Annotated in this window: 19 protein-coding genes; 13 read left to right on the forward strand and 6 right to left on the reverse strand. The window is 70.4% G+C overall.

Going from position 1 to position 22,148, the window contains the following annotated elements; translation table 11 throughout:
* Window positions 1-11: 11 nt before the first annotated feature.
* Both O0S08_RS27585 and O0S08_RS27590 read right to left on the reverse strand, forming a co-directional pair.
* Window positions 12-1,721 (reverse strand): hypothetical protein, encoded by a 1,710-nt coding sequence (locus tag O0S08_RS27585; protein ID WP_269032302.1) that lies wholly within the window; start codon window positions 1,719-1,721, stop codon window positions 12-14.
* A gap of 657 nt (window positions 1,722-2,378) precedes the next feature.
* Window positions 2,379-3,554: a cytochrome P450 gene (locus tag O0S08_RS27590; protein ID WP_269032303.1), complete on the reverse strand. Its 1,176-nt coding sequence runs from the start codon at window positions 3,552-3,554 to the stop codon at window positions 2,379-2,381.
* 47 nt (window positions 3,555-3,601) lie between these two features.
* Between O0S08_RS27590 and O0S08_RS27595 the strand changes: the two genes are divergently transcribed.
* From O0S08_RS27595 to O0S08_RS27615, 5 genes are all read left to right on the forward strand, one after another.
* Complete coding sequence (locus O0S08_RS27595) at window positions 3,602-4,165, forward strand: TetR/AcrR family transcriptional regulator (protein WP_269032304.1); 564 nt, start codon at window positions 3,602-3,604, stop codon at window positions 4,163-4,165.
* Between the two features lie 220 nt (window positions 4,166-4,385).
* Window positions 4,386-5,261, forward strand: a complete 876-nt coding sequence (locus tag O0S08_RS27600) for a hypothetical protein (RefSeq protein ID WP_269032305.1) — start codon at window positions 4,386-4,388, stop codon at window positions 5,259-5,261.
* A gap of 543 nt (window positions 5,262-5,804) precedes the next feature.
* Window positions 5,805-7,979: a serine/threonine-protein kinase gene (locus tag O0S08_RS27605; RefSeq protein ID WP_269032306.1), complete on the forward strand. Its 2,175-nt coding sequence runs from the start codon at window positions 5,805-5,807 to the stop codon at window positions 7,977-7,979.
* Window positions 7,980-7,999: 20 nt separating this feature from the next.
* Window positions 8,000-8,932, forward strand: a complete 933-nt coding sequence (locus tag O0S08_RS27610; RefSeq protein WP_269032307.1) for a hypothetical protein — start codon at window positions 8,000-8,002, stop codon at window positions 8,930-8,932.
* A gap of 109 nt (window positions 8,933-9,041) precedes the next feature.
* Window positions 9,042-9,893, forward strand: a complete 852-nt coding sequence (locus O0S08_RS27615; protein ID WP_269032309.1) for a formylglycine-generating enzyme family protein — start codon at window positions 9,042-9,044, stop codon at window positions 9,891-9,893.
* 237 nt (window positions 9,894-10,130) lie between these two features.
* Here O0S08_RS27615 and O0S08_RS27620 read toward each other — a convergent pair whose 3' ends face one another.
* Entirely contained in the window at window positions 10,131-10,289 is a 159-nt protein-coding gene (locus O0S08_RS27620; RefSeq protein WP_269032310.1) for a hypothetical protein, read from the reverse strand.
* Between the two features lie 8 nt (window positions 10,290-10,297).
* Between O0S08_RS27620 and O0S08_RS27625 the strand changes: the two genes are divergently transcribed.
* Both O0S08_RS27625 and O0S08_RS27630 read left to right on the forward strand, forming a co-directional pair.
* Window positions 10,298-10,432, forward strand: coding sequence for a hypothetical protein (locus O0S08_RS27625; protein ID WP_269032312.1), 135 nt, complete (start codon window positions 10,298-10,300; stop codon window positions 10,430-10,432).
* A gap of 443 nt (window positions 10,433-10,875) precedes the next feature.
* Window positions 10,876-11,517 (forward strand): hypothetical protein, encoded by a 642-nt coding sequence (locus O0S08_RS27630; protein ID WP_269032314.1) that lies wholly within the window; start codon window positions 10,876-10,878, stop codon window positions 11,515-11,517.
* A gap of 54 nt (window positions 11,518-11,571) precedes the next feature.
* Here O0S08_RS27630 and O0S08_RS27635 read toward each other — a convergent pair whose 3' ends face one another.
* Window positions 11,572-11,823, reverse strand: coding sequence for a hypothetical protein (locus O0S08_RS27635; RefSeq protein ID WP_269032316.1), 252 nt, complete (start codon window positions 11,821-11,823; stop codon window positions 11,572-11,574).
* 384 nt (window positions 11,824-12,207) lie between these two features.
* Entirely contained in the window at window positions 12,208-13,659 is a 1,452-nt protein-coding gene (locus O0S08_RS27640) for a S8 family serine peptidase (RefSeq protein WP_269032318.1), read from the reverse strand.
* Between the two features lie 350 nt (window positions 13,660-14,009).
* Here O0S08_RS27640 and O0S08_RS27645 point away from each other — a divergent pair, with 350 nt between their 5' ends.
* Both O0S08_RS27645 and O0S08_RS27650 read left to right on the forward strand, forming a co-directional pair.
* The gene (locus O0S08_RS27645) at window positions 14,010-14,438 is read left to right on the forward strand and encodes a DUF3592 domain-containing protein (RefSeq protein WP_269032319.1); all 429 of its coding nucleotides are present in this window, start codon (window positions 14,010-14,012) and stop codon (window positions 14,436-14,438) included.
* Between the two features lie 203 nt (window positions 14,439-14,641).
* Window positions 14,642-15,085 (forward strand): hypothetical protein, encoded by a 444-nt coding sequence (locus tag O0S08_RS27650; RefSeq protein WP_269032320.1) that lies wholly within the window; start codon window positions 14,642-14,644, stop codon window positions 15,083-15,085.
* A gap of 291 nt (window positions 15,086-15,376) precedes the next feature.
* Here O0S08_RS27650 and O0S08_RS27655 read toward each other — a convergent pair whose 3' ends face one another.
* The gene (locus O0S08_RS27655; protein WP_269032321.1) at window positions 15,377-16,849 is read right to left on the reverse strand and encodes a hypothetical protein; all 1,473 of its coding nucleotides are present in this window, start codon (window positions 16,847-16,849) and stop codon (window positions 15,377-15,379) included.
* 891 nt (window positions 16,850-17,740) lie between these two features.
* On the opposite strand from O0S08_RS27655, the gene O0S08_RS27660 reads away from it, so the two are divergent.
* The 4 genes from O0S08_RS27660 to O0S08_RS27675 all read left to right on the forward strand — a co-directional run bounded on the left by O0S08_RS27660 (window position 17,741) and on the right by O0S08_RS27675 (window position 22,090).
* The gene (locus O0S08_RS27660) at window positions 17,741-19,615 is read left to right on the forward strand and encodes an IgGFc-binding protein (protein ID WP_269032322.1); all 1,875 of its coding nucleotides are present in this window, start codon (window positions 17,741-17,743) and stop codon (window positions 19,613-19,615) included.
* A 383-nt stretch (window positions 19,616-19,998) separates the two neighbouring features.
* Window positions 19,999-20,652 carry a hypothetical protein gene (locus O0S08_RS27665; protein ID WP_269032323.1) on the forward strand — a complete coding sequence of 218 codons (654 nt, stop codon included), beginning with the start codon at window positions 19,999-20,001 and terminating at the stop codon, window positions 20,650-20,652.
* A complete protein-coding gene (locus tag O0S08_RS27670) occupies window positions 20,652-21,800 on the forward strand; it encodes a serine hydrolase domain-containing protein (protein ID WP_269032324.1) in 1,149 nt (382 codons plus the stop codon). The genes O0S08_RS27665 and O0S08_RS27670 overlap by 1 nt, the downstream gene beginning before the upstream one ends.
* Window positions 21,797-22,090, forward strand: coding sequence for a hypothetical protein (locus O0S08_RS27675; RefSeq protein ID WP_269032325.1), 294 nt, complete (start codon window positions 21,797-21,799; stop codon window positions 22,088-22,090). Before O0S08_RS27670 ends, O0S08_RS27675 begins: the two co-directional genes overlap by 4 nt.
* The last annotated feature ends 58 nt before the right edge of the window (window positions 22,091-22,148 follow it).

Below are 22,148 nucleotides of genomic sequence, written 5' to 3' on the forward strand. Positions count from 1 at the left end.
GAACGCGTGGTTCACGGATCGAGCACGACGACGAAGCCGTCCCGGCCGCCCTTGGAGGCCCTGGCGCCCCCGCCGAGGTCGATCGCGCCGAGGAAGCCGCCGGTGACTGCGACGGTGCCCGCGGCGGAGCCGACGATGTCGCCGCTGAGTTGATCGTCGGCGCCTCCGAGGCTCCTGCTCCAGCCGTGCTCGCCCTTCGGGCTGAACTTGCCGACGAACACCTCGCCCTTGTCGAGCGCGACCAGCGGCGCGCCGCCGAGCTCGCACTGGTCCGCGTATTGGCCGGTGACGAGGATGTTGTCGAGGCCGTCGACCGCGACGTCCTGGCCCAGCGAGTAGACGAGGACGCAGAGCTTCCGGCTCCACAGGTGCGCGCCGTCGGCGTCGAACTGGGCCAGGTAGCTGAAGACCAGCGGCTCTTTGAGCAGGCCGCCGCCGAAGTCGACGCCGCCGTTGACCGCCCCCGTGATCGAGACGCGCCCCTTGCTGTCGACGGCCACTGCGTTGGCGCTCTGGCCGCCCACATCGCCGAAGCGCTTGCCCCACACGGTGCCGCCCGCGGGGTCGAGCTTGAACAGAAAGATGTCCTCGGAGCCGACTGCCATCAGCGGACCGCTGCCGGGGTCGATCGTGCCCCAGAACAGCCCCGTCACGTAGGCGTTGCCGGCCGCGTCGACGGCGATGCCGACGCCGTGCTGGGCCACCGAGTCGCCGATCGCCCGGCTCCACACGTGCGCGCCCGCGGCCGTGAACCGGGCGACGAAGATGTCGGCGTCGCCCTGCCCGTTCAGGGCCGCGTCGTCGAGATCCAACTTGCCGTAGAAGCCGCCGGTCAACAGGATGTCGCCGTTGTCCGCGATGGCCAGGTCCTGCACTGCGGTGTGCTCGCCGGCGTTGAACGACTTGCTCCACACGTGCGCGCCGTCGCCGTCCAGCTTGGCGAGGAAGATGTCGGCCGCCGGCGACGGGTTCTCCAGCGGACCGCCGCCGAAGTCGATCGCGCCGTGGAAGTAGCCGGCGAGCACGATGTCCCCGGCGGGCGTGACCGCGAACCCGAGCTCCGGCCCGCCCTGGTCGTCCGCGTCGCCGAAGCGCTCGCTCCACAGCAGCTCGCCGGTGGGCGAGAACTTGGCGAGGAACACATCGCGGCCGGCGTTGGTCAACACCCCGCCGCCGAAGTCGATCGGGCCGTTGCCCCACGCGGCGACCACGACGTTGCCGGCGCCGTCGAAGCCGACGCGCCGGCCCTGGTCGTCGCCGCCCTGGCCGAACGTCAGGCCCCACGCGAACGCGCCGTCGCCCACGCACGGGTCGTCGCCGTCGCAGTCCTCGTCGCCCGGTTCGTCGCAGGTCTCGGGCCCCGGCACGACCTCGCCGACGCACGGACCCCAGGTCTCGTCGGGGCCGCACTGCTGCTCGCCGGCCTGACACTGGCCGACCCCCTCGGTGCCGTCCGGGCCGCCGTAGCAGCTCCGCGAATCGCCCGCGACGCACTCGCCCAGACCGTCGGTCGTGCTCGTGACCGCGGTGGTGGCGCCCTGCGTCGCGCCGGAGGTCGTCGTGGTGCCGCTCGTCGTGGGGGCGTCCATCGTCGGGTCGACGCTCGTCGTGGTGCCCTGTGATTCGCTGGCCGCGGTCGTCGTCGTCGTCGCAGTCGTCGTGTCGGTCGCGGTCGGCTCGCCTGGAGTCCCGGAGCAGGCCGCGAGGAATGCAGAGAGCACAGCCCATGCGAGCCGTCGCGTGCGCCCCACGGCCATCCTCGACTTCGACTCGGGAGCGTTCACGCGACCAACCTCGGGGATCGAGTTCATGATGCGTCTTGCGCGCCGGCGATATTTCTCTTTAAAAAATCGTCGCGCGTGGTGACGATTTCTCTCATCGGCACCGAGCCAGCCGACCGCCTGAAGGGCAGAGTACCATGCACCCGGCCCTGCCCCGACAGCGCGCAGTGCGAAGCGCACGCCCGGCCGAGCGGCCGACCCGCGGCTCGGCGTCCGCGCGGCTCGCCTCCGTTCGTGGAAGTGCAGCTCGAGGCCTCGCGCAGCGAGGAATCCGTCGGGAGTCCTGGCCGCCTGCGACGGGTCCTTCCGCGGCAAGCGGTGAGACCGGCCAACTCCAGCCACGCCTGCAACTCGGCCGCCGGAAGGACCGCCGAGCATCCTCGGGACGCGCGTGACGCCCCGCTCCCGACGAGACGCCCGTCGGAACGCACGGCATCGGCGATACGTAGCTCCACCACCCTCAGGAAGATCCGTGTCGGAGCGGCTCGGCGTCGTGTCCTGTGATTCGCGACGATGCTCGACGGTCGAGCGACTCGCGCTCGAGCATCGGCATGGGTCTCGACGCAGCGCAGCGGGCGACGCCGCCGAGCGAGGCGGTCAAGCGCGGTCGCAGGTCACGACCGCGTTGCGCAGCTCGTAGCTCAGCAGCATCTCCGACCAGCCGACGTCGGGCGCGCGCTCGAGGCGGACCCCGGGGACGCGGAGCAGCGCGTCGAGGAACATGCGCGTCTCGTGCAGCGCGACCTGTTTGCCGGGGCAGTGATGCGCGCCGGCGCCGAAGCTGAGGAAGGCGCCGTTGGTGTTGAGCCGCTCGGCCCGATCGGGGTCGAGCGCGCGCGGGCACGGACCGACCGCGGCCTCGTCCTCGTGGATGGCCCGCAGGTCGAGCGCGTACTTCTCCGCGCGTGCGTCCGGCTGGTCGGCCTTGCGCCGGTAGAGCAGCGAGGCGATCGGCTCGAGCCGGAGGATCTCGTTCAAGATCGCGAACTGACGCGCCTCGTCGCCTGCGAGGAAATCTGCGCGCAGCTCCGGGCGATCGAACAGGTGCCAGGCGGCCATGACGATGAACTCGCGCGTCGTCACCATCCCGGCGGCGGCGTAGGTCATGCACTCGGTGAGGATCGCCCGCCGCGAGGCCCCCTTGGCGAGGAGCTCGGAGAGGAGGTCGTCCTGCGGCGATTGGCGGCGAACGCGGAGCGCCGGCGTGATGTCGTGGGCATAGAAGCTCAGCATCGCCTGCCCCTTCCGGAGGCCGGCGGACAGCCTGGCGAACAAGCTCTGCCGGTGGTGCCGGCCGGCCGACAGCATGACCGCCAGCCGCCGCGCCATCCGCGGGATGTCGCTGTCGGTGAGCCCGACGATGTTGGCCGCGACCGCCACGGTCAGCTCGAAGCTGATGACATCGAGCTGGGCCCGCCCGTCCCGCCGGAGCTGGGCGAGCAGCCGCGACGTCTCCCGCTCGATGATCGCGTGGTAGCGGCTGGTGATCGCCTTCGGGGTGAAGAAGCGGGCGATGCCCGTGCGCTTCTCCCGGTGCGGGGCGCCGTCGAGGAAGAACACCGGCGACTTGTCCGGATCGCTGGTGTCGACGTACTCCGCCCCGGCGCCCGCCTGCAGCAGCTCCTTGCTCAGCAAGATCTCCCGCGCCCGGTCGTACGCGCGGACGCGCTCGGCCCCGGGCTCGATCTTGAGCCGCTGCGCCACGACGGACGCGCTCTTGCTGTCGTCGCGGGTGGAGGTAAAAGGACATTTCGCCGCAGAATCCGCGCTCATCGCCGCCCAGCTCCCCGTCTCGGTCTATGAGACACTGTGTATCATAAATGGTCTCCGACCCCTCAGCAACCGACGCCCGGCAGGTGCGCACCCGCGCCAAGCTCCTGCGCGCGATGCTCACGCTGCTCGAGCAGGGGCCGTTCGAGGGCATCACGGTGCGCGCGCTCGCCGCGGAGGCGGGGGTCGGCTACGCGACCTTCTTCCGCCACTACCCGGACAAGGAGGCGCTGCTCGACGACCTCGCCGCCAACGAGATCGCCGGGCTGCTCGGCGAGGCGATGCCGCTGTTCTCCGCCGAGAACACGGGCCGGGCCTGCGTCGCGCTGTTCGAGTTCATCTCGCGGCGCCAGGCCCTGTGGCGCGCGCTGCTGACGGGCGGCGCGGCGCCGCGGCTGCGCGAGCAGTTCGTCGGCCAGGCGCGCAAACTGGCGGCAGGCTCCGTCACGACCCCCGCGTCCCTCTGCCCGATCGACCTGCGCGTCACCTTCGCGACGTCGGCGACGATCGAGATCATCGGCTGGTGGCTGAGAGAGCCCGAGGAGCTGCCGATCGAGACGATCGCGGGGATCCTCGATCGACTGGTGATCACGCCGACGGTCGCGGAGCGCTAGCAGTCGACGCGCGCGGCGAACCTGCCGCGGGTGCCGGTAACTCCGCCCCCACGACCCCTGTGCCGCACCTGCGAGGCGCTCGACGACATGTTCGGCGAGCGGCACAAGAACAACCCCAGTGGCGCGAATGGTGGCACCAGGCCTTCCGAACACTCGTTTCGCTGCAGCAAGCCCGGCCCTGGCGCTGTATGCCTACACACGATCCTGCTACGCCTCGAACATGCAGCTCCCGCTCGCCCAACTCCTCCGCGCCTACATCCGCGCTTTCTCGGCCCGACCCGACGTATCGATCATCGACGCCGCGTTCGCTCCCCCGCTCACCGCCGAGGAGCGGGCCGGTCTCCCGCTGCCTCCGGAGCTCGACGTGTTCGCGGAGACCCTCGGCGGCGTCGAGTTCACATGGAGGTTCGAGCAGGACCAGCACGACCCCGACCGGAGCAAGGGAGAAAACGGCGGACGCCTGGCGATCCCGTCGATCCGGAATTTCGCATGGCACCCGCGGCCGAGCGGTGTGCGCGGCAACTTCGCCGCGCGCGCTGTTCTCGACTCCATGACCCCCGAGGGCATCGGCTGGTGGATCCACCGCGCCAACGAGTCACCGAAGCAGGCCCGGACGGCCTTCGAGGACGCCAACGACTGCACGCTGAAGCCCATGGACTCGCTCCAGGCCTATCTCACCATGGGGGCCCGTTACGCCTTTGTATGGTACTGGCAAGCCGGGACCGGGGCAGGCCGGGGTTATTACGACCGCCTGCGCCGCGCGAGCGTCCCGTTGAACACGTCCACGGCCAAGATCGAGGCCCGCCTGGTCGCGGTCGGACTGCTACCGGAGGAGGCGGCCGGCCTCTACAAGTGGCTCGGCGCCAGCGTGGTGCTGCTCCTGCACCGCGAAGGCAGCCGAACGACGCCGAATACCACGTCGTCCTCCGAGAAGCCCCCGGCCGACACCGCCGAGAATTCGGCAGTGACCCACGCCGCCGCCGCGAAGGCGACCGGCGACAAGGCAGCCAAGAAACCCGCCGCCGCCACCAAGGCGACCGGCAAGAAGACAGCCAAGAAGCCCGCCGCCGGGAAGACTGGCAAGAAGACCGCGTGACGACGGGTGGCCCAGGTCCGGCACGTCCTCGCCGCCGCCCCCGCTCACCCACGAGCATCCTCGGATGAGACTGCACCCGGAGCGACTCGTCTGCTCAGGAACCGGCGCCCGCGCCCGGAGCCTGAATCATGGATTGGGCGAAGACCCCGTGAAGAAGACAGTGACCGGCTGCATTCCATGCATGGGAATGCCCCCAAGCTTCGGCCGAAGGCATTGTCTTCACTGCTCTTGAGTAGAGAGACTGACCGTGAGACCACTTGCTTGGTTCAGGTCCATATAGTTGGGCCTTCTCCTCGGGTGGCTTGACAGCCATTCCCCAGAGATTGGCGACCTCCGAGATTTCTTGGAATCGCAGGGGCCGCTCCGATCGCCCCATGGCATGAGGACCGCGCGAACCGACCCCGCGTCCCTGGACGATGCGCGAATTTTGACAGGCCTCCGACGGGAGCGCAATATCGCGCATGAAAGCGCTGCCGCAGCCCGATGATCGGGCCGGCGGATACGGACCACTCATCGAGCAGGGCTCGACGGGAGCAAGGGACAGTGCCGGACGTACTTGCCGCCAGATCTCGCCGTGACCCCAACTCGTCGTCCGAGGCCGAGCTCCGCGCGCAGCTCCACAAGTGCCTGCTCGTCGCCTTTCCGCCGGACGAGCTGCGCCGCGTGCTCGCGCCGGTGGTCCCGGCGCTGTTCTTTCACCATATCGATCCGGGCTCGCCGGCGTCCTTCACCGAACAGGTCATCCGGCGGCTCCACGAGGAGGGGCTGCTCCCGCACCACGCCGGCACGATCCTCGGCACGCTGCTCGCGGAGCGTCCGGCGCTGACGGAGCAGTTCCACGCGTTCGCGCGCATGTGGAACGTCGAGCTCCCGCACGCGGCGGCGGGTCCGACCCATGACAGCCCCGCCGATGTCTGCACGCTCGTCGAGCAGCTCGACCGCGACCTGCGTGCCCGCGAGAGCGCCGACCAGGCCGGGCTGCTGGCCCTAAACCGCCGCATTCATGGCCTGGCCGAGCAGATCCGGGCCCGCCTCGGCTTCCCGAAGATCGGCCAGCTGCGCGCCGGTTGCCGGCTCTTGCAGCCGATCGGCAGCGGCAGCTTCGGCAGCGTATGGCTGGCCGACGGCGGCAAGTTCCTGGCCGTCAAGGCGTTCCACCTCGACAAGCTCGAGACCGACGTGATGCTGTGCCGCTTCCTCCGCAGCATCACGGCGATGCGCCGCCTCCACGACGACCGACGGTGCCCCGATTCGATCATCCGGCTCCACGACGTCGACCTCTCGACCCTCTCCTTCGCGATGGAGCACGCCAGCCTCGGCACCCTCGAGGACCCGCGGGTGTTCCATTGGGGCTTCGACAAGAAGATCGACGTCGTCTACCGCCTGTGCCAGGCGATGGAGTTCGCGCACGGGCTCGGGGTGGTCCACCGCGATCTCAAGCCCAACAACATCCTGCTCGCCGATGGCGATCGGCCGATCATCACCGACTTCGACCTGGTCGCGTTCCGCCACAAGGACTCGACCGTCGGCGGCTCGTCGGCCGTGCTCGGCTCGCTGACCTTCGCGGCGCCCGAGCAGCTGCTCAACCCGCACGAGGCGACCGAGCAAGCCGACATCTACAGCCTCGGCCGGCTGATGTACTTCCTGCTGCTGAAGCGACTGCCGGCGCCTGCCCTGCGCGGTCCGACGGAGGTCGCAGAGATCGACGGGGTGCCGCGGCCGTACCTCGAGGTGATCCGCCGGGCGACGGAGCACGACATCCGCGATCGCTACCGCAGCGTCACGGAGATGCTGCTCGACATCCAGCGGGCGCAGACCGGCTGGGCGAAGATCACGACGATGTGGCGGCGGGGCGCCCGCTGGTCGCGGAACAACCGCGGTCCGCTGGGCTTCGCCTCGACGCTGGCGCTCGCCGGGCTCACGGTGGTCGGCATCCAGGAACACAACCGTCGGACCCTCGCGGAGCTCAACGTGCGCTTCGATCTCGCCAGCACGCAGATCGCGGAGACCCAGGGCCAGCGCGAGGCCAAGCTGCAGCAGCTGTTGGCGGAGAGGGAGGAGGTGTGCGCGCTCGACATCGAGATCGCCCGGATGACCGACAGCGACCCCGCGCTGCCGAGCAAGCTGACGCGCCGGCGCCAGCTCGACGAATCGCTCGCGCGCACCAGCCAGGAGCTGAGCGCGCTGAGCGAGGCGCTGCACGAGCAATGGGACCGGCTCGACGAGGTCCGCCGTGCGGCGCGCGAGCACGGCGGCCTCGCCGATGGGCCGCCCGCAGGCACGCTCGCCGTGATCGACCTCGACCTGTCCGTCGTGCCAGCGCGGCCCGAGCCCGCCCCGGCGCCGAGCATCTGCGACCCGATCGACGCACCGACCGCGCCCGCCGAACCGCCGACCCCGCCGGACAAGAAGCGGGTCCAGCCGAAGCCGCCGCCTGCGCCGAAGCTCCCGACCGAGAAGTCCGTCCACGGGGCGCTCGAGCTGGCGCTCGAGCGCGACTGCAGCGCCGATATCCAATTCCGACAGGACGTCACGTTGCAGCTGCGCCTGGTGGCGGGGCGCTTCCGGCTCGACAACCTCGAGACGCCGAATTCGCTGTGGCGCTGCATCTCCGGCGTCGTCGCGCGCTTCGAGGTGCCGTCGTTCGCCGGCAGCGAACGATATCGATCGACCGTGACGTTGCCGAGGATGACGCTCAATCACATCACCACGAGGTAATCATGCCGGTCCTATCGTTCATGCTATCGACGTTGCTCCTGCCGCCGCCCGAGGCGCCGCCGGTCACCGACCTGCCGGCCCTGCTCGACCGCGCCTACCGGGCCCAGGTCGCGGCTCAGGAGCGCGAGCGCGAGGCCGAGGGGCTCGCGTCGACCGACCCGCGGCGGGCCGCCGGGCTGCACGCGGCGATACGCCTTTGGGTGAGCTCCGCGGAAGACCTCGACCGCGCCGGCCGGGCCGCGACGCCGGAGACGGCGGGCTGGCGGTCCAAGCGGGCGAATCGCGCCATCGAGGCGACCCAGGTGATGTTCGAGGCGGAGCGGGTGCGGACGCTCATCTTCGACGCCCCGCAGTCGTGCCCGAGCCATCTGTCGAAGGCGAGGCAGGAATTCATAGCACCCGCGCTCGCCGCGGTCGGCGACGACGACGCCTCCACCGACCTGCGCGTCATGCTGGGGAACCTCGAGCGCCGTATCGCCGGCCGCTGCCCTGCGGAGCCGACGCCGCCCGAGCCGAAGGTCGCCGACGATGTGTTCCGCGCCTCGCGGGCGCGGCTCGCGGTGCTGGGGACCAGCGCGACCGCTGCCCTCGCCCTCGGGATCGTCGCCGTCGCGGAGTACGGCTGGATCCGCACCGACGGTCCGCTGCACCGGCAGATCCAGGCGGCGGCCCAGCAGACCGCGGGCTACGACCCCAATTCGCCCGATCTGTGCAAGGGCGACTGGGCCCGCGGCACCGCCGTCGAGCCCCTGTGCGAACGCCACCAGACCGGGCGGACCGCGATGCTCACCACCGCGGCGCTGTCCGGAGTGTTTCTGCTGACGACCGCCGTCGTCGCGGTCGTGCACGGGTGCGCGCGGCGGGGCGCGTGCGAGTCGAGGCGGTCGCAGCTGCGCGTCGCCGGCGAGTTCGCGCCCGGCGGCGCGCTCCTGCAGATCGGGGGACGATTCTGACTGCACTACGCCGGCCTTCGCGCCCTGCGAAGCGCCGCCCGACCCCGCCATGAATGGTTATCCTTCCTGCGATTCGGAGACGAGCATGTATATACCCCACATCGTGACAATGATGCTATCATCGACGCTGTTCACATTATCCGCGTGCAGCATCGCGCCCGCCGGCCACTGCTACCCCGAGGACCCCGCCGAGTGCGACTGGCCGCCCGACGACTCCGAGACGTCCGTCGAGAAAGCGGCGGAGGAGGCCGAGAAAGAGGCGGAGGAGGCCGAGTGCGGCGAAACACCGGGAATGGCCTGCGTCCCCGCCGGTGAATTCACGCGCGGCGGCCCGGGCTTCGACTGGAACTACCCGCAGCGAAAGGCGTGGATCAGCGAGTTCGAGATCGATGTCCGCGAGGTCTCGATCGCGGAGTACAAGCAGTGCGAGGCGGCCGGGGTGTGCGTCGCAGTCACGCAAGAGGCCCCCGACGATCGCCCGGTCGAAATCCAGTGGGGCCTGGCCGCGACGTACTGTGAGTGGCGACAGGCCCGTCTGCCGACCGAGGCCGAGTGGGAGAAGGCGGCCCGCGGCGCCCTCGACGTGCGCCACTACCCGTGGGGCGACGCGGAGCCCGATTGCGATCAGATGAATCATGCCCCGTGCCAGGACCCGCCCGCGCTGGTGGCGACGGGCGTGAACCCCGGCGGCGAGTCGCCGTACGGACTGCTCCACATGAGCGGGAACGCAGGAGAGTGGGTCGCCGATTGGACGACGGAATCGGGCCCGAGCCAGTTTCCCTACTATGATTATTACCTCACCGCGCCCTACGAGGACCCCCAGGGGCCCGCGTCCGGCGACCTGCGGGCCTGGAAAGGTGGAAGCTATCGGGACACCAGCCCCTTGGCCGGCCACATCGCCATGCACGCCCACGCGAATCCCCTCATCCGGGCCGGGTTCCGCTGCGCCCGCTCGCGCTGACGGACGGTGCGCGAGCGCCGGCCCGCCTCGGCCGGAGGTCCTCGCCCCGCGGCAGGGCGAGGTCGAGGGTTCAGGTTCCGATCGAGGACGCGCCCTCGCGCCGAGGAACCCTCGCCCGCTCGCGCCTCGAGGTGCCGGCGGAGGCGCCTGTGCTGCGTGAGCCAGGCGTCCACTTCGCGGAGCTCGCTCCGGGCTCCCCACCTTCGGGTTCGTGGGCGACGACCCTGCGCGGACGGCTCAGGGCGCGAGGAATTCGGCGATGTCCTGCTGGCGCTGTTCCACGTGGCCGAGCAGATCGTCGAGGGTCGCGGTGAACGCTGCCTCGGAGCCGATGAAGGTGTACCCCGGCTGCTCGCCTTCCGGGCCGACCACGTAGGGAGCGATCAACGCGTGCAAGCGCCAGGGTGCGCTGCTCGGAGGCGGCCGGGGCGCTGGCCGAGCTCGCCGCCGGCGCGGCGTCGGAGCAGGTGCACGCGGCGATCGACCAGTGCGAGACGGTCGCCGAGCGGCTCAAGCACCTGGCGGTGAAGCATGGCTGACGCGCTCGCGCTGGTGATCGTGGTGCTGGTCGTCGCGCTGCTCGTCCGCCGCCACCCGCGGCTGTTTCGCCGCCGACGAGCCCGACGTGGCCGTGACGCGGCTTGACCGGTAGCTCCCGAAGTCCTGAGGTCCCTCGCTCGGCGGTCTCCGGGCCCGAACAACTCCTGGCCGCACTTTCGGCGGATCGCGCGGCTTCGGCCTCGATCGGGTGACGGATCGTCGGGCCGAGCCCGCCGTCATGCATCGGGCCGCGCGCACCTCGCCTCGTGGAGATTCTCCAGGTCCCACGGCCGCGAGGTCGTCACTCTCCCTGGCCCCTCGGCCGTCACGCTCCCGTCACGCCCCCCCTCGTATAGACCCTCTTGCAAGGCAAATAACGCCTTGCACTTCTGGAAACTCTTACAGATGGCCGGGGCATGTCTCCGGTCGGCAAGGAACGATCATGCAGTCGAACAAGTACTCGGTGGGTGTGACATTCGGAGCGGGCCTGGTGGTGGCGCTGATCTCGATGGGGTGCGACGAGGCCCTGGAGCTGGAGGACACGGACAGCACGGGTGAGGAGCAGGCAGACCAGGTCGAGCCGCGGGCGATCTGCGAGACCTGCCCGCCTCCGACCGGCGGGGGTACGGGCGGCGGATCGCGCATCCAGTTCTGGGAGGGCAATAATGCGACCCAGGATGATCTGGGCTCCATCGGCGTGACGACGCAGAGTCATTTCTATGACCTGACGTCCGGCGGAAACCCGATCGACAACGACGAGGCCCGCTCGCTGACGCTTCACAACATCAAGAAGGGGACGACCATCATTCTGTGCGATGACCCGCACCCGTGGTTTCCACTGCCAGGCTATCAATGCGGGTACGACGACGACAAGGGCAACAGGGACGACGTCACGACCATCAACGTGAAACAGGACGTCCAGATGCGCACCATCGGGACCTTCGAGCAGAGCTCGAGCGACGCTTCCGTCGACGTGACCTGGGTGGGAGCACAGACCCCCTGCTATGACGGTCTCGACGGCAAGGTCTCGATGATCAAGATCTACCCGCCCGGCACGCAGCCGAACTGGGACTGCTCCGAGTAGCGGCCCCTGCCCGCCCGAGGAGCCGGGCCGATTCCCGCGGCGATCGCCGCGGGGTCATTCGCCCCGTCCCGGGTAGGGTCGGGCCTGCTTGATGTAGAGCGACGGCGGCGCCGACGGATCGGCGACGTCGTCGAACTTGAACTCGACGTCCATCGCGTACCAGCCGTGATTGCCGGCGGCGGGGCCGTAGGCCGGCGAGAAGCGGCGGTGGATGGCCGCGAGCGCCACCCCGAGCTGATGGACCTGCTGCAGCGAGAGGACCGCCTCGCCCGCGTCGATCAGGCTCGAGTGCGTGATGTACGACACCGGCTGGTTCGGCTGCGAGAAGAAGCAGAGGAACTGATCGCTGGTGACGCCTTTTCGCTTCCGGCAGGTCTAGCGGAGCGTGTGACCGAGGGGGTGTCGCGCTCGTGACGGGATTGTGTCGAAGTGTGTCGACCAACCTCCAGCCCTGTGCCCGCCGGCGAGGCCACGCTCCGGCCGGAGCGGCACGCGCCGAAACAGCGGACCCCGAGCGGCTCGCTCGCGCCGAGGTCCCTACGCGAGGACCGCCGCTGTCGCGACCCCGCAGGTCGAGGCGGCCGCCACGAGCGCGCCGCCCTCGTCTGCGAACGAGACGTCCTCGCCCCGGACCTCGATTATGAACATATCCCAAAGGACATGTCTATAGAAACATGTCCCTGGAAATCATCAGGGCGGGAGCTGGCTGCACTGGAAGGAGTCCTCGGCGATCGCCGTGCGGCCGAGCGCGTCGGTGAAGGTCGCCCGCACCCGCGCCTGCGTGTTCACCGTGCAGTTGCCGTAGGTCACCGCGGTGTTGGTGGCATAGGTCGGGTTGACCGCCGCGTTCTGCACGCCCTGCCACACGGCGGTCCACGGCCCGAGCCCGGTGTGCGACGGCAGGCACGAATAGCCGCCGCCGCCCGTCGACTCGCACGTGATCGACAGGGTGAGAGTCGACGCCTTCACCGCGCCGCTCGCGTTCAGCATGCCGGCGCCGCAGCCCACGCACGGGATGGCCTTCGCCGTCTTCACCAGGATCTTCTTGATCTGCGGCACCGTCAGCGAGGGGTTGCGGGCGCGCATCAGCCCGACCACGCCGCTCACGTGCGGCGCCGCCATCGACGTGCCGGCCCAGTGACGGTGGCACTGCGGCGTGGTCTGCCCGTACGGGATCCACGTGGACACGACGCCGTGGGTGCCGGTCTGGCTCGGATCGGGCGGGCAGCCGATGAGCGCCCCCTGGCCGGCCTGCCCGTTCACCGCCGAGCCGCCGGGCGCGGCGATCGTGATGCCGGCGTACTTGGCGACCGCGTTGTTCTGCAGGGCGTAGGGCTCGGCGTTCCCGAACTCGTCGACCGCGGTGACCACGATCAGGTCGGGGCTCTGGCACTTCGACCACAGGTAATGAGAAGCGTCGAAGTCGGGGCTCGGCGGCCAGGTGGTGCCCGAGTCGCCGTTCCCCGCCGCGGCCACCACCACGGTGCCGGCCGCCGAGGCCTCGTCGACGGCGTTGCGGAGATCGACCGGGCACGGCGACGGCAGGTTGCCGATGCTGATGTTGACGACATCGGCGCGCGAGCTCGCCTGCACGATCTGCCCGCGCCCGTTGTCGGTCGGCAGCCCGGCCGCGTAGCGGATCGCGCGGGCCAGCAGCGTCGACGTCGGCTCGTTCATCCCCGGGTCGCCGACCTGGGCGTTGCCCCCCGATTGCGCGACGCGGATCGGGCGGAGCTGGCAATTCCAGCAGATGCCCGCGCCGCCCACGCCGTTGTTGCCGATCGCCGCGATGGTGCCGGCCACGTGGATCCCGTGGTGGTAATCCCCCGGGTCGGTCGGGTCCGGATCTCCGGCGAAGAAGTCGTAGCCGCCCGCCCAGGTCAGCTCCGAATGCGGGAGCTTGCCGCTGTCGGCCACCGCGATGGTGACCGCCGGCGATCCGGTGGACAGCCACCACGCCTCGGGCAGGAGGATCGCGCCGTAGTGCCACTTCTGCCCCGACGTGTAGAGCGGATCGTTGGGCTCCAGAGTCAGCGACCGTACCTCGACCTCGTCGTCGGCCGGCGCTTCGAGCTCGTCGAGGTCGGCCTCGGATTCGCCGTCACAGGCCGCGCCGCACGCGACAATCAGCGGGAGCAGCAACGACCGCGCCTGCGTGGAGAGCGTCCAACGACCTCGACGGCGGCGCCGGAGGGTCGCGGAAGTCGAGGGGATGTCCGGAGCTCCGGGGGTGCAGGCGAGACCGAACCGGAGACGGGTGATCGAGCGCGTAGGAGAAGGCATGTCCGGGAGTTGCCCGGCCCGGCGGAATCCTGACAGACAGCGATCGGGCCCGTCGCACGCCGGCGACGGCCGGCGCGCCGGTGTTCGTCCGCGCGCGCACGGGGCGTCGCCCGGCGCGCGAGCGGGGCGATGCGGATGTCGCTCGCGAGCTCGCCTGGCGCGAGCGGACCTGGCCCGTCGCCGCGGACGCTGCTACGATTCATTCATCGATGACACGCTTCGATATCGTGCTCATGACCAGCATGGGGCTCCTCGGGCTGGTCACGGTCGGCCTCACGCTGTGGGTGCTCCGCCGCACGAGGGCGCTGCTCGTCACCGGCGAGCGAGTGCTCGGGCGGCCGGCCCGATCCCAGCACCGCGTGGGGACCGGTGACGGGGCGGCGCAATACGATGTGGTCGAATTCATGACGAAAGATGGGCAAAGCGGCCGGACGATGAGCCGGCTCGGTATGAAGTGGTCGACGCAGGACCTGTCGATCCCGGTGATCTACGACCCGTCGAACCCAAAGCACGCGGTCATCGATCACAAGTTCGAGCTGTGGGGCGCCCCGGTGCTGATGCTGTTCATGGGCGTAGTGGTGGTCCTGGTCCCTGTCGGCGTCGTGGTGACGTTGTACGCGATCGGTCGGATCCACTGACCGCTCGGCCGAGGTTGTTGCCTCGCCGAGCGCCGCGCACATCCCCTGGAGAACTTCGGAGCGGCCTAGGAGCCTGTCCAGGAAATCGCGCGCCCGAGGACGCGGGGCCGTGGGGATCTGGGTGACGGCGGGCACGGGGCGGCGGAGTGGGTCCCTCGCTCGACGGGACGAAGATCAAGGCGAACGCCGCGAAGCACAAGGCGATGAGCTACAAGATCCGCGCGGCGATGGCAGCGATCGAGACCGAGGCTGCCGCCGAAGCCGCTGCCCGTGAAGAAGACCGGCGCGCAGCCGATGAGGCCAGGGCGCGCGACGAGGCGCGTCCGGAGCCGACCGTACCGCGGCCTCGCCACATGGCTGATGGGACACCTGCCGACAAGGCTCAGCGCAATTTCACCGATCCGGAGAGCAAGCTGATGATGACAAAGGACGGCTTCGTGCAGGGCTACAACGCTCAGGCAGCCGTCGACAGCGCCTCGCAGGTGATCGTCGCCGAGATGGTGATGGCCGAGCAGAACGACGTGCAGACACTCGCGCCGATGCTCGCGCAGATCAAGGCGAACACGGGGCGCCTCGTCTGCACCGCTCACAACCTGCGCAAGCTGCTGTCCGCTGTCGGTCGCGCCGCACTCGCTGCCAGGCGGTGAACCTCGCACGGCGATTAGCGGGGCCGGCGACGCTCTCCGCAGGCGGGCACGGAGCGGCGGAGTGGGACGCAGGCGGGAGGGGCCGCAGGCAACCGCGCGCAGGCGCCATCGTCCGCGAAGCTCGAACGAACCTGTCCTCAACGATGGCTCACCATCGAAGCCCGAGGGCGCCGAGCACGTTGCCTGGGAGGGCCCCGCCGTAGCGAGGGACCCGCTCCGCCGCTCCGTGCCCGCCGTCACCCAGATCCCCATGGCCCCGCGCCTTCGGGCGCGCGTTTCTCAGGCAGGCTCCTAGCCGGGCGGCGGCGGCGGCGGGGTCTGCTCGAAGCAGACGCCGATCTCGAGGATCATGTAGAGCAGCACCAGCTCCTGCGGATTCAGGCCCGGGTGGTTGTCGCTCGAGTTCTCGAAGGTGCTGTACATCATCCGGCCGCAGCCGTACTGGCCGGTGATCGCCATCGGCCGCACCATCTGCGGGTTCGAGCAGCTCGCGCACGGGCCTTCGACCCACGTGTGGTGGCCGACGTCGACGTCCTTGCCCTCCATGTCCTGGACGATGACCGGCGAGATGACGTCGATGCCCGAGTAGTTGAGCCGCGTCAGGATGCCGGGCAGGTTGTTCAGCGTCGGGTTTCCGCCGCCGATGTCCTTGAGGGCAGGTGGCAGCGCCTGCAGCCAGGCCAGCATCTCGGGGTCGACCACGGTGCCGTTCGAGTCGTAGGCCGGCTGGATGTCCGGCATGGCCGGCGCGTGGAACTCCTGGTAGTCGGGGAACGGCTGTTCGATGTACTCGTTCGAGTGATCGGTGGCGTACCACTTGCCGCCGGCGGCGACGTAGGCCTTCACGTTCTCGCGGCGCGAGTCCGGGACGGTCGGCGCGCCCGGCCAGAACTTCGTCGTCGCGCAGGGCACGAAGATGATGTGGTACTTGTTCATCTCCGCCAGGTTCTCGAGGAACGCCGGCGTGTCGTCGCTGACGAGCGTGAAGTTCTCGGTCCCGCCGAGCAGGGCGCCGGTGCCGTCGACCTGGCCGAGGCCGAACTTGGCCAGCACGTTCTTCACCTTGTCGGGGTCGGTGTCGTAGACCGCGATGCGGGGGATCCACATCCCCGCGGCCGGATTCCACTGCCCCGGCAGATTCGTCTGGTCGGTGGGCAGCGCCGTCGGGCCGGGCGCGATCGAGAGGTCGACGACGCGCAGGAACTGCCCTTTCTGCACCACCAGCTTCTGGTTCGGGCCCGAGACCGCCGGCAGCGTGAAGCTCCCGTCCGGCCCCGTGAACGTGCTCGGCGTGTCGCAGTCCAGTTTGACGCACTCGGCGCAGTAGACCCCGTCGGCCGGCGGCTCCACGGGCCCGCTGGTGACGTAGACCAGCGCGCCGGAGATCGGCAGCTGGAGGTTCGGCGCGTAGACGGTGCCCGTGAGGTTGGCGTCGGGGCTGAAGTTGCAGCCGTCGGTGTCGCCGCCGCCGAGGTCCGCGCCGCCCACGTCGAACTTGGGGCCGGTGGGGTTCCCCGTCGTCGGCGCGTCGGTGGTGGTGAGCGTGTCCTCGCCGGTGCTGGTCGAGGAGGAGGACGTCGAGACGTCCGTCGAGGTACCTGTCGTGGGGCCCGTGGTGGTGCCATCCGACAGGGTACTCGGGAGGGCCGTCATGGTGCCCGGCGCGGTCGCCTGAGTCGCGGTCTGCCCCGTGCCGTCGTCGGAGCAGCCGGCGGACAGCGCCGAGACCAGCGAGAGCGCCGCCCAGACGGCCGCAGAACCCATGCGAAGCCGATCGTCACATCGATGCACGGCCCCACGGTACACCGCCCTGCGAGCTGCGAGAAGCGAAAACTGCGGGGCCGGGGGTCAGACGGACGCGGCCGTCTCTGGCCACCTCTGCGAGGAGCCTCGAGACCGGACGACGCCGACAATCGCCGCGTCCTCTCCAACGCGCCCCACGCGCCCACCGCCGTGAAGAGCCGTGGCGGGCCACGTCTCGGGCGAAGCTGAAAGCCGTGACCCGCAGCATCCTCGCGGGACGAACTCGTGCTCATCCGAACCGACATTCTCCGCGATCGGTCGCCCGACTCGCGCGATCACTCCAATCGACGAATTCGTCGCAGCGTCCCGGCTCCGCGGACATCGCCATTGAGCTCCGGATCCATCTCGCTGAATTCGGTGAAAGCTCGAGACCGCAGGTCGGCTCGACCTCCCCGCGACGCCCCGGCATCGGCGGCTCGAGCGACCGGGATCTTCGTCGACCTCGAGCGCCGCCCCGGAGCGGCATAGGACTGCCCCACGCGAGCACGAGCCACGCGTACGCCCGCGGGATCGACGGGGCCAGGACCGGCGGCGCTCGCCGAGCACGAGAGCTTCTCCGGCGTCGGCAGCGCTCGAGTCGCTCGCGGGTGCGGCCGTCGACGCTCGTCGCGGACCATGCCGGACGCCGGCACCGTCCGCAGCAGTCGCCTGTCGCCCCCGCGTGCCCGCGCCGGGCCGGCTCGCCGCCCGCACGCGTCCCCCCGGGCGACGAGGCGGGTGCCCTGGGTCGCGCGGGCCGGCGAGGCGCGGGCTCAGGGATCGCACGAGCGACGTGCGCTTCGCAGTGGACAAGGGAGGTTGCGCACCTTCGGCCGACGGGTGAAACCGCCGCCGGTCGCCGATCCTGCGCGCATGCACTTTGCGACGCGCGCCCTCATCCTCGCTCTCCTCGTCCCGGTCGCATGTGGCGACGACGCCACCGAGCCGACCGTCTCCGCGACGCAGGTGTCGACGGTGACCAACCCGACGACGACGCTCGGTACGACGGGCACGACGGACACGACCTCCGACGCGACGACCGACAACCCGACGACGGGGATGACCGGGACCTCGGCGTCGGGCACCGAGTCGACGACGACCAGCGCGACCACCACGGACGCGACCACCACCACGACCACCACCACCATGGGCCTGACGACCGACAGCGACACCGCCGTCGGCACCGACACCACCGACGGGAGCTGCGTGTGCCAGCCGGGCGAGACCCAGGGCTGCGACCCCGCCGGCCTCCTGACCTGCAAGGACGACTGCAGCGGCTTCGAGCCGGTGCCCTGTCCCCAAGGACAGTCGTGCGTCGGCGACCAGTGCACCTCGAAGCTGTGCAACCCCGGCCAGGTGGTGTGCGAGGGCCTCGAGGCCGAGAAGACCTGCAACGCCCAGGGCGACGGCTTCGAGCCGCCCGTCGCCTGCGGCGCGACGCAGGAGTGCTCGCTCGGCGGCTGCACCGAGCTGTGCGAGCTGATCAAGAGCGACCCGAGCAGCGTCGGCTGCGTGTTCCGCGGCAACAAGATGCAGAACTTCGCCGAGGAGCCGACCGCGATCGCCGTCGGCAACGTGTCGAAGACCAAGACCGCGACCGTGTCGATGTACTTCTTCTCCGGCGGCGCCGAGCAGATGGTCGCCGGCCCGATCCAGGTCCCGCCCGGCCAGAGCGCGAAGTTCGACCTGACGATGCCGCCGCAGCCGGGCACCGGCAGCATCCTCCGCGTCGACTCGACCTTCAAGGTCGTCAGCGACGTGCCGGTGGTCGCCTACCAGCACTCGCCGATCGAGGCCGAGGCGCACAACGACTCGTCGATGCTGCTGCCCGACCACGCGCAGCAGAAGAACTACATCATCGCCGCGTTCACCCCGAGCCTCGGCGCCGGCGAGCCGGCCTACTTCAACGTGGTCGGCGTCGAGGACGGCACTGTGGTGACGTGGACGCCGCCGGCCGCGACGCTGGCCGGCGGCGGCGTGCCGGCGGTCGCCGCCAACCAGACCGGGATGATCACCGTCAACGACTACGACCTGCTGCAGGTCAGCGGCGGCGCCAACGACGTGTCCGGCACGATCGTCACCCTGTCGAAGCCGGGCTGGGTGGTCGGCGCGGTCCAGTGCGTCAACATCCCGGCCAACGTGACGTACTGCGATCACATCGAGGAGCAGATGATCCCGATCGAGTACTGGGGCCTGAAGTACGTCGGCGCCCACGCGCCCAAGCGCGGCAGCGAGGACTACTGGTGGCGCGTGTACGCCAGCGAGGACAACACGACGATCACCACCGATCCGGTGCAGCCCGGCTTCCCGGTCACCCTCAACAAGGGCAAGTACCACCAATTCAGCACGCAGGCGAGCTTCATCTTCACCGGCGACAAGCCGTTCATGCCGGTGCAATACCTCGAGGGCCAGGACGGCGGCGCCGGCACCGGCGACCCGGCGTCGTATCAAATGGTGCCGGTCGAGCAGTTCCTCGACCGCTACGTGTTCGTCACCGGCATCGGCTACAACCCCAATTACGTGCAGGTGGTCCGCCCGGTCGGCGCGCCCGACGTGCTCGTCGACGGGGCGGCGGTGTCGGGCTATTACACGGTCGGCGACTACGAGGTGGCCGACTGGAAGATCGGCGAGGGCACCCACCTGGCCGAGAGCGACTCGCCGTTCGGCATCTACCAGGTCGGCTACACCGCGGTGACGTCCTACGCGTACCCCGGCGGGCTCCGCCTCAAGGTCATCAATCCGCAGTGACCGATCCGGCGCGGCCGCCCCGCGCCGCGCGTTCGTGCGACTGCACCCACGACGGCGCCCGCCCTCCTCGACAGGGGCCGGGCGCCGTCGTCCGCTCCGCGGTTCTTCGTGGCCTTCACGATTGCCACGACCTTCGACGGCGCGGCCTTTCGCGGCGACCCGGAGCGCCCGAGGGCGACGATCCCAATCACCACGATCGAGATTGATTCGCCGGCCTGCTGGCCTCGGTCGTCCGCGGACATGTCCTCGTCCACACCCGGGCCCGCCCGAGCGGCCGCGTCGCGGCTCACCCGTGCACTCGCCCTCGCACCGTTCCTCGCAGAGCCTGTTCCCGCCCGCGGCGGTCCTTCTAGCGCGCCGCCGCCTGCGGTACCCTGGGCCGCATGAAGGGGCACGCTCCCACTCTCCTCGCCGGCTGCCTCGCGCTCGTCGCCTGCGCCGGCGAGCTCCGCGAGCCGGGGCCAGCGGCGCCGCCAGCGAGCGCCGTCGCCACCGTCACCCCGGCCGCCTGCGAGCCGGCCCTCGCCCCCGCCCCCGCCCCCGCGCTCACCCCTCGCGAGCGACGTCGTCGCGAGCGCGGCCCGGTCGACGGCAACTTCGTGTTCTCGCACTTCAGCGCGGGCGTGTTCAGCACGATCCTCATCCAGCCCGCGACCTACTTCGTCGCCACCCGCGTCGGCGAGACCGGCCACGGCCTCGGCCCGGCGATCGGCGCCCTCGTGCTCGGCGCCTTCGTGCCGCCGATCCTCAACTACACGGTGCAGTGGGCGGTCGGGCGCTCGGTCGCCCCGGGCCGCGATCGCTTCTGGCCGGGCTTCCTCGTCAACCAGGTCTCGCACCTCGGGATCTTCATCGGCGCGGTCGTCGGCGGCGCCGACTTCCGCAACCTCGGCCACGCGACCGCGATCGTGCTCGGCGAGGCGTTCCTCAACAGCGGTCTGGCGACGATGACCGCCGAGCTGACCCGGCGGCCGCGCACCCCGGCGGCGGCCACTGCGACCACGGTGATCGTACCTGTCCTGGAGTTCAAGTTCTGATGCAGCGGCTGGTCCTGTCCTGTTGCACCGTCGCGTCCCTCCTCGCCGCCCGCGAGGCCGCCGCGGCCTGTCCGGCCGGCGTCCCCTGGCCCGCGGCCGACTGGCCCGAGGCGCTGATGAGCGGCCCGACCGTCGCCGCGGCGGACGAGTACCTGTTCACGCTGACCGGCCGCGACGAGGACCGCGAGGGCATCCGCACCGACGGCGTCGTCATGGTCCACCGCGGCCGCGTCGTCTACGAGCATTACGCCCGCGGCTACGCGCAGCACAACCGCCACCTCGCCTGGTCGGTGTCCAAGAGCTTCCTCAACGCGATGGTCGGCGTCGGCGTCGGCCGCGGCGCCCTCACCGTCGACGACTCGATCTGCGATCATTACGACGCCGGCGCCGAGCTGTGCGACGTGACCGTCGGCGACCTGCTCGACTGGGGCTCGGGGATCGACTGGAACGAGGGCTACGAGGACGAGCCCTATTATTTGTCGTCGGTGATCGCCATGCTGTACGGCATCGGCTCCGGCGACATGGCCGCATTCGTGGCCGCGCAGGGCCTCGCCGAGACCCCCGGCACGATCTATCGCTACAGCTCCGGCGACACCGTGCTGCTGTCCGCGGTGCTCGCCGGCGCCCTCGGCCCCGGCCTCGCCGCCGACTACCCGTGGGAGTTCATCTTCGACCCGATCGGCATGACGAGCGCGATGTTCGAGCGCGACCAGGCCGGCACCTACGTCGGCTCGTCCTACGTCTACGCGACCCCGCGCGACATGGCCCGCTTCGGCTACCTGTTCCTGCACGACGGTTGCTGGGACGGCGAGCAGATCGTCCCGGAGGGCTGGGTCGCCGCCAGCACGCAGCCGAACCCGTCGTTTCAGATGGGCAAGTCCTACGAACATTTCCTGCGCGACGGCGACGCAGTGCCCGGGCGCCACTGGTGGCTCAACCTGCCGGTCCCCGACCTGGCGCACGAGCGCCGGTGGCCCGCCGCGCCCCCCGACACCTTCGCCGGCCTCGGCCACTGGGGGCAGACGATCTTCGTCGTCCCCTCCGCCGACCTCGTCCTCGTCCGCGTCGCCGACGACCGCGAGTCGGGCTTCGACCAGAACCGCTACCTCGAATTGGCCCTCACCCTCGCCGCGGAGGACTCGCCGTGACCCGCCGCGCCCTGCCCGCCCTCCTCGCCCTCGCCCTCGCCGCCTGCAACGACGAGGCCTTCGACAACAACGACGCCGAGCTCGCCGTGCGCCAGAAGGCCAAGGAGATGTGCTCCTGCCTGTTCGTCATGGAGCTGACCGAGCAGGAGTGCGCCGCCTGGACCCGCGTGTCCCCCAACGTCGCCAGGGCGACGATCGACCGCGAGAACAAGCGCGTCCACGCGGTCGCCCTCGGCTTCTGGGCCGCCGACGCCCGCTTCGACGGCCGCCACGGCTGCGTCCACGACTGACTGCAGCGAGTGCCCCAGCCCGTCGAGGGTGAGCGCGCACCCGAGGGATGAAAATCTT

Origin of the sequence: Nannocystis punicea, assembly GCF_026965555.1 — a bacterium.
Taxonomy (GTDB): Bacteria; Myxococcota_A; Polyangia; order Nannocystales; family Nannocystaceae; genus Nannocystis; species Nannocystis punicea.

What these genes read in the sequence shown, in the direction of transcription:
- O0S08_RS27655 (WP_269032321.1), bottom strand. Translation starts at nt 16,849, where the DNA reads ATGGGTTCTGCGGCCGTCTGGGCGGCGCTCTCGCTGGTCTCGGCGCTG.
- O0S08_RS27645 (WP_269032319.1), top strand. Translation starts at nt 14,010, where the DNA reads ATGACACGCTTCGATATCGTGCTCATGACCAGCATGGGGCTCCTCGGG.
- O0S08_RS27650 (WP_269032320.1), top strand. Translation starts at nt 14,642, where the DNA reads ATGAGCTACAAGATCCGCGCGGCGATGGCAGCGATCGAGACCGAGGCT.
- O0S08_RS27670 (WP_269032324.1), top strand. Translation starts at nt 20,652, where the DNA reads ATGCAGCGGCTGGTCCTGTCCTGTTGCACCGTCGCGTCCCTCCTCGCC.
- O0S08_RS27610 (WP_269032307.1), top strand. Translation starts at nt 8,000, where the DNA reads ATGCTATCGACGTTGCTCCTGCCGCCGCCCGAGGCGCCGCCGGTCACC.
- O0S08_RS27665 (WP_269032323.1), top strand. Translation starts at nt 19,999, where the DNA reads ATGAAGGGGCACGCTCCCACTCTCCTCGCCGGCTGCCTCGCGCTCGTC.
- O0S08_RS27660 (WP_269032322.1), top strand. Translation starts at nt 17,741, where the DNA reads ATGCACTTTGCGACGCGCGCCCTCATCCTCGCTCTCCTCGTCCCGGTC.
- O0S08_RS27615 (WP_269032309.1), top strand. Translation starts at nt 9,042, where the DNA reads ATGATGCTATCATCGACGCTGTTCACATTATCCGCGTGCAGCATCGCG.
- O0S08_RS27595 (WP_269032304.1), top strand. Translation starts at nt 3,602, where the DNA reads ATGGTCTCCGACCCCTCAGCAACCGACGCCCGGCAGGTGCGCACCCGC.
- O0S08_RS27630 (WP_269032314.1), top strand. Translation starts at nt 10,876, where the DNA reads ATGCAGTCGAACAAGTACTCGGTGGGTGTGACATTCGGAGCGGGCCTG.
- O0S08_RS27590 (WP_269032303.1), bottom strand. Translation starts at nt 3,554, where the DNA reads ATGAGCGCGGATTCTGCGGCGAAATGTCCTTTTACCTCCACCCGCGAC.
- O0S08_RS27600 (WP_269032305.1), top strand. Translation starts at nt 4,386, where the DNA reads ATGCAGCTCCCGCTCGCCCAACTCCTCCGCGCCTACATCCGCGCTTTC.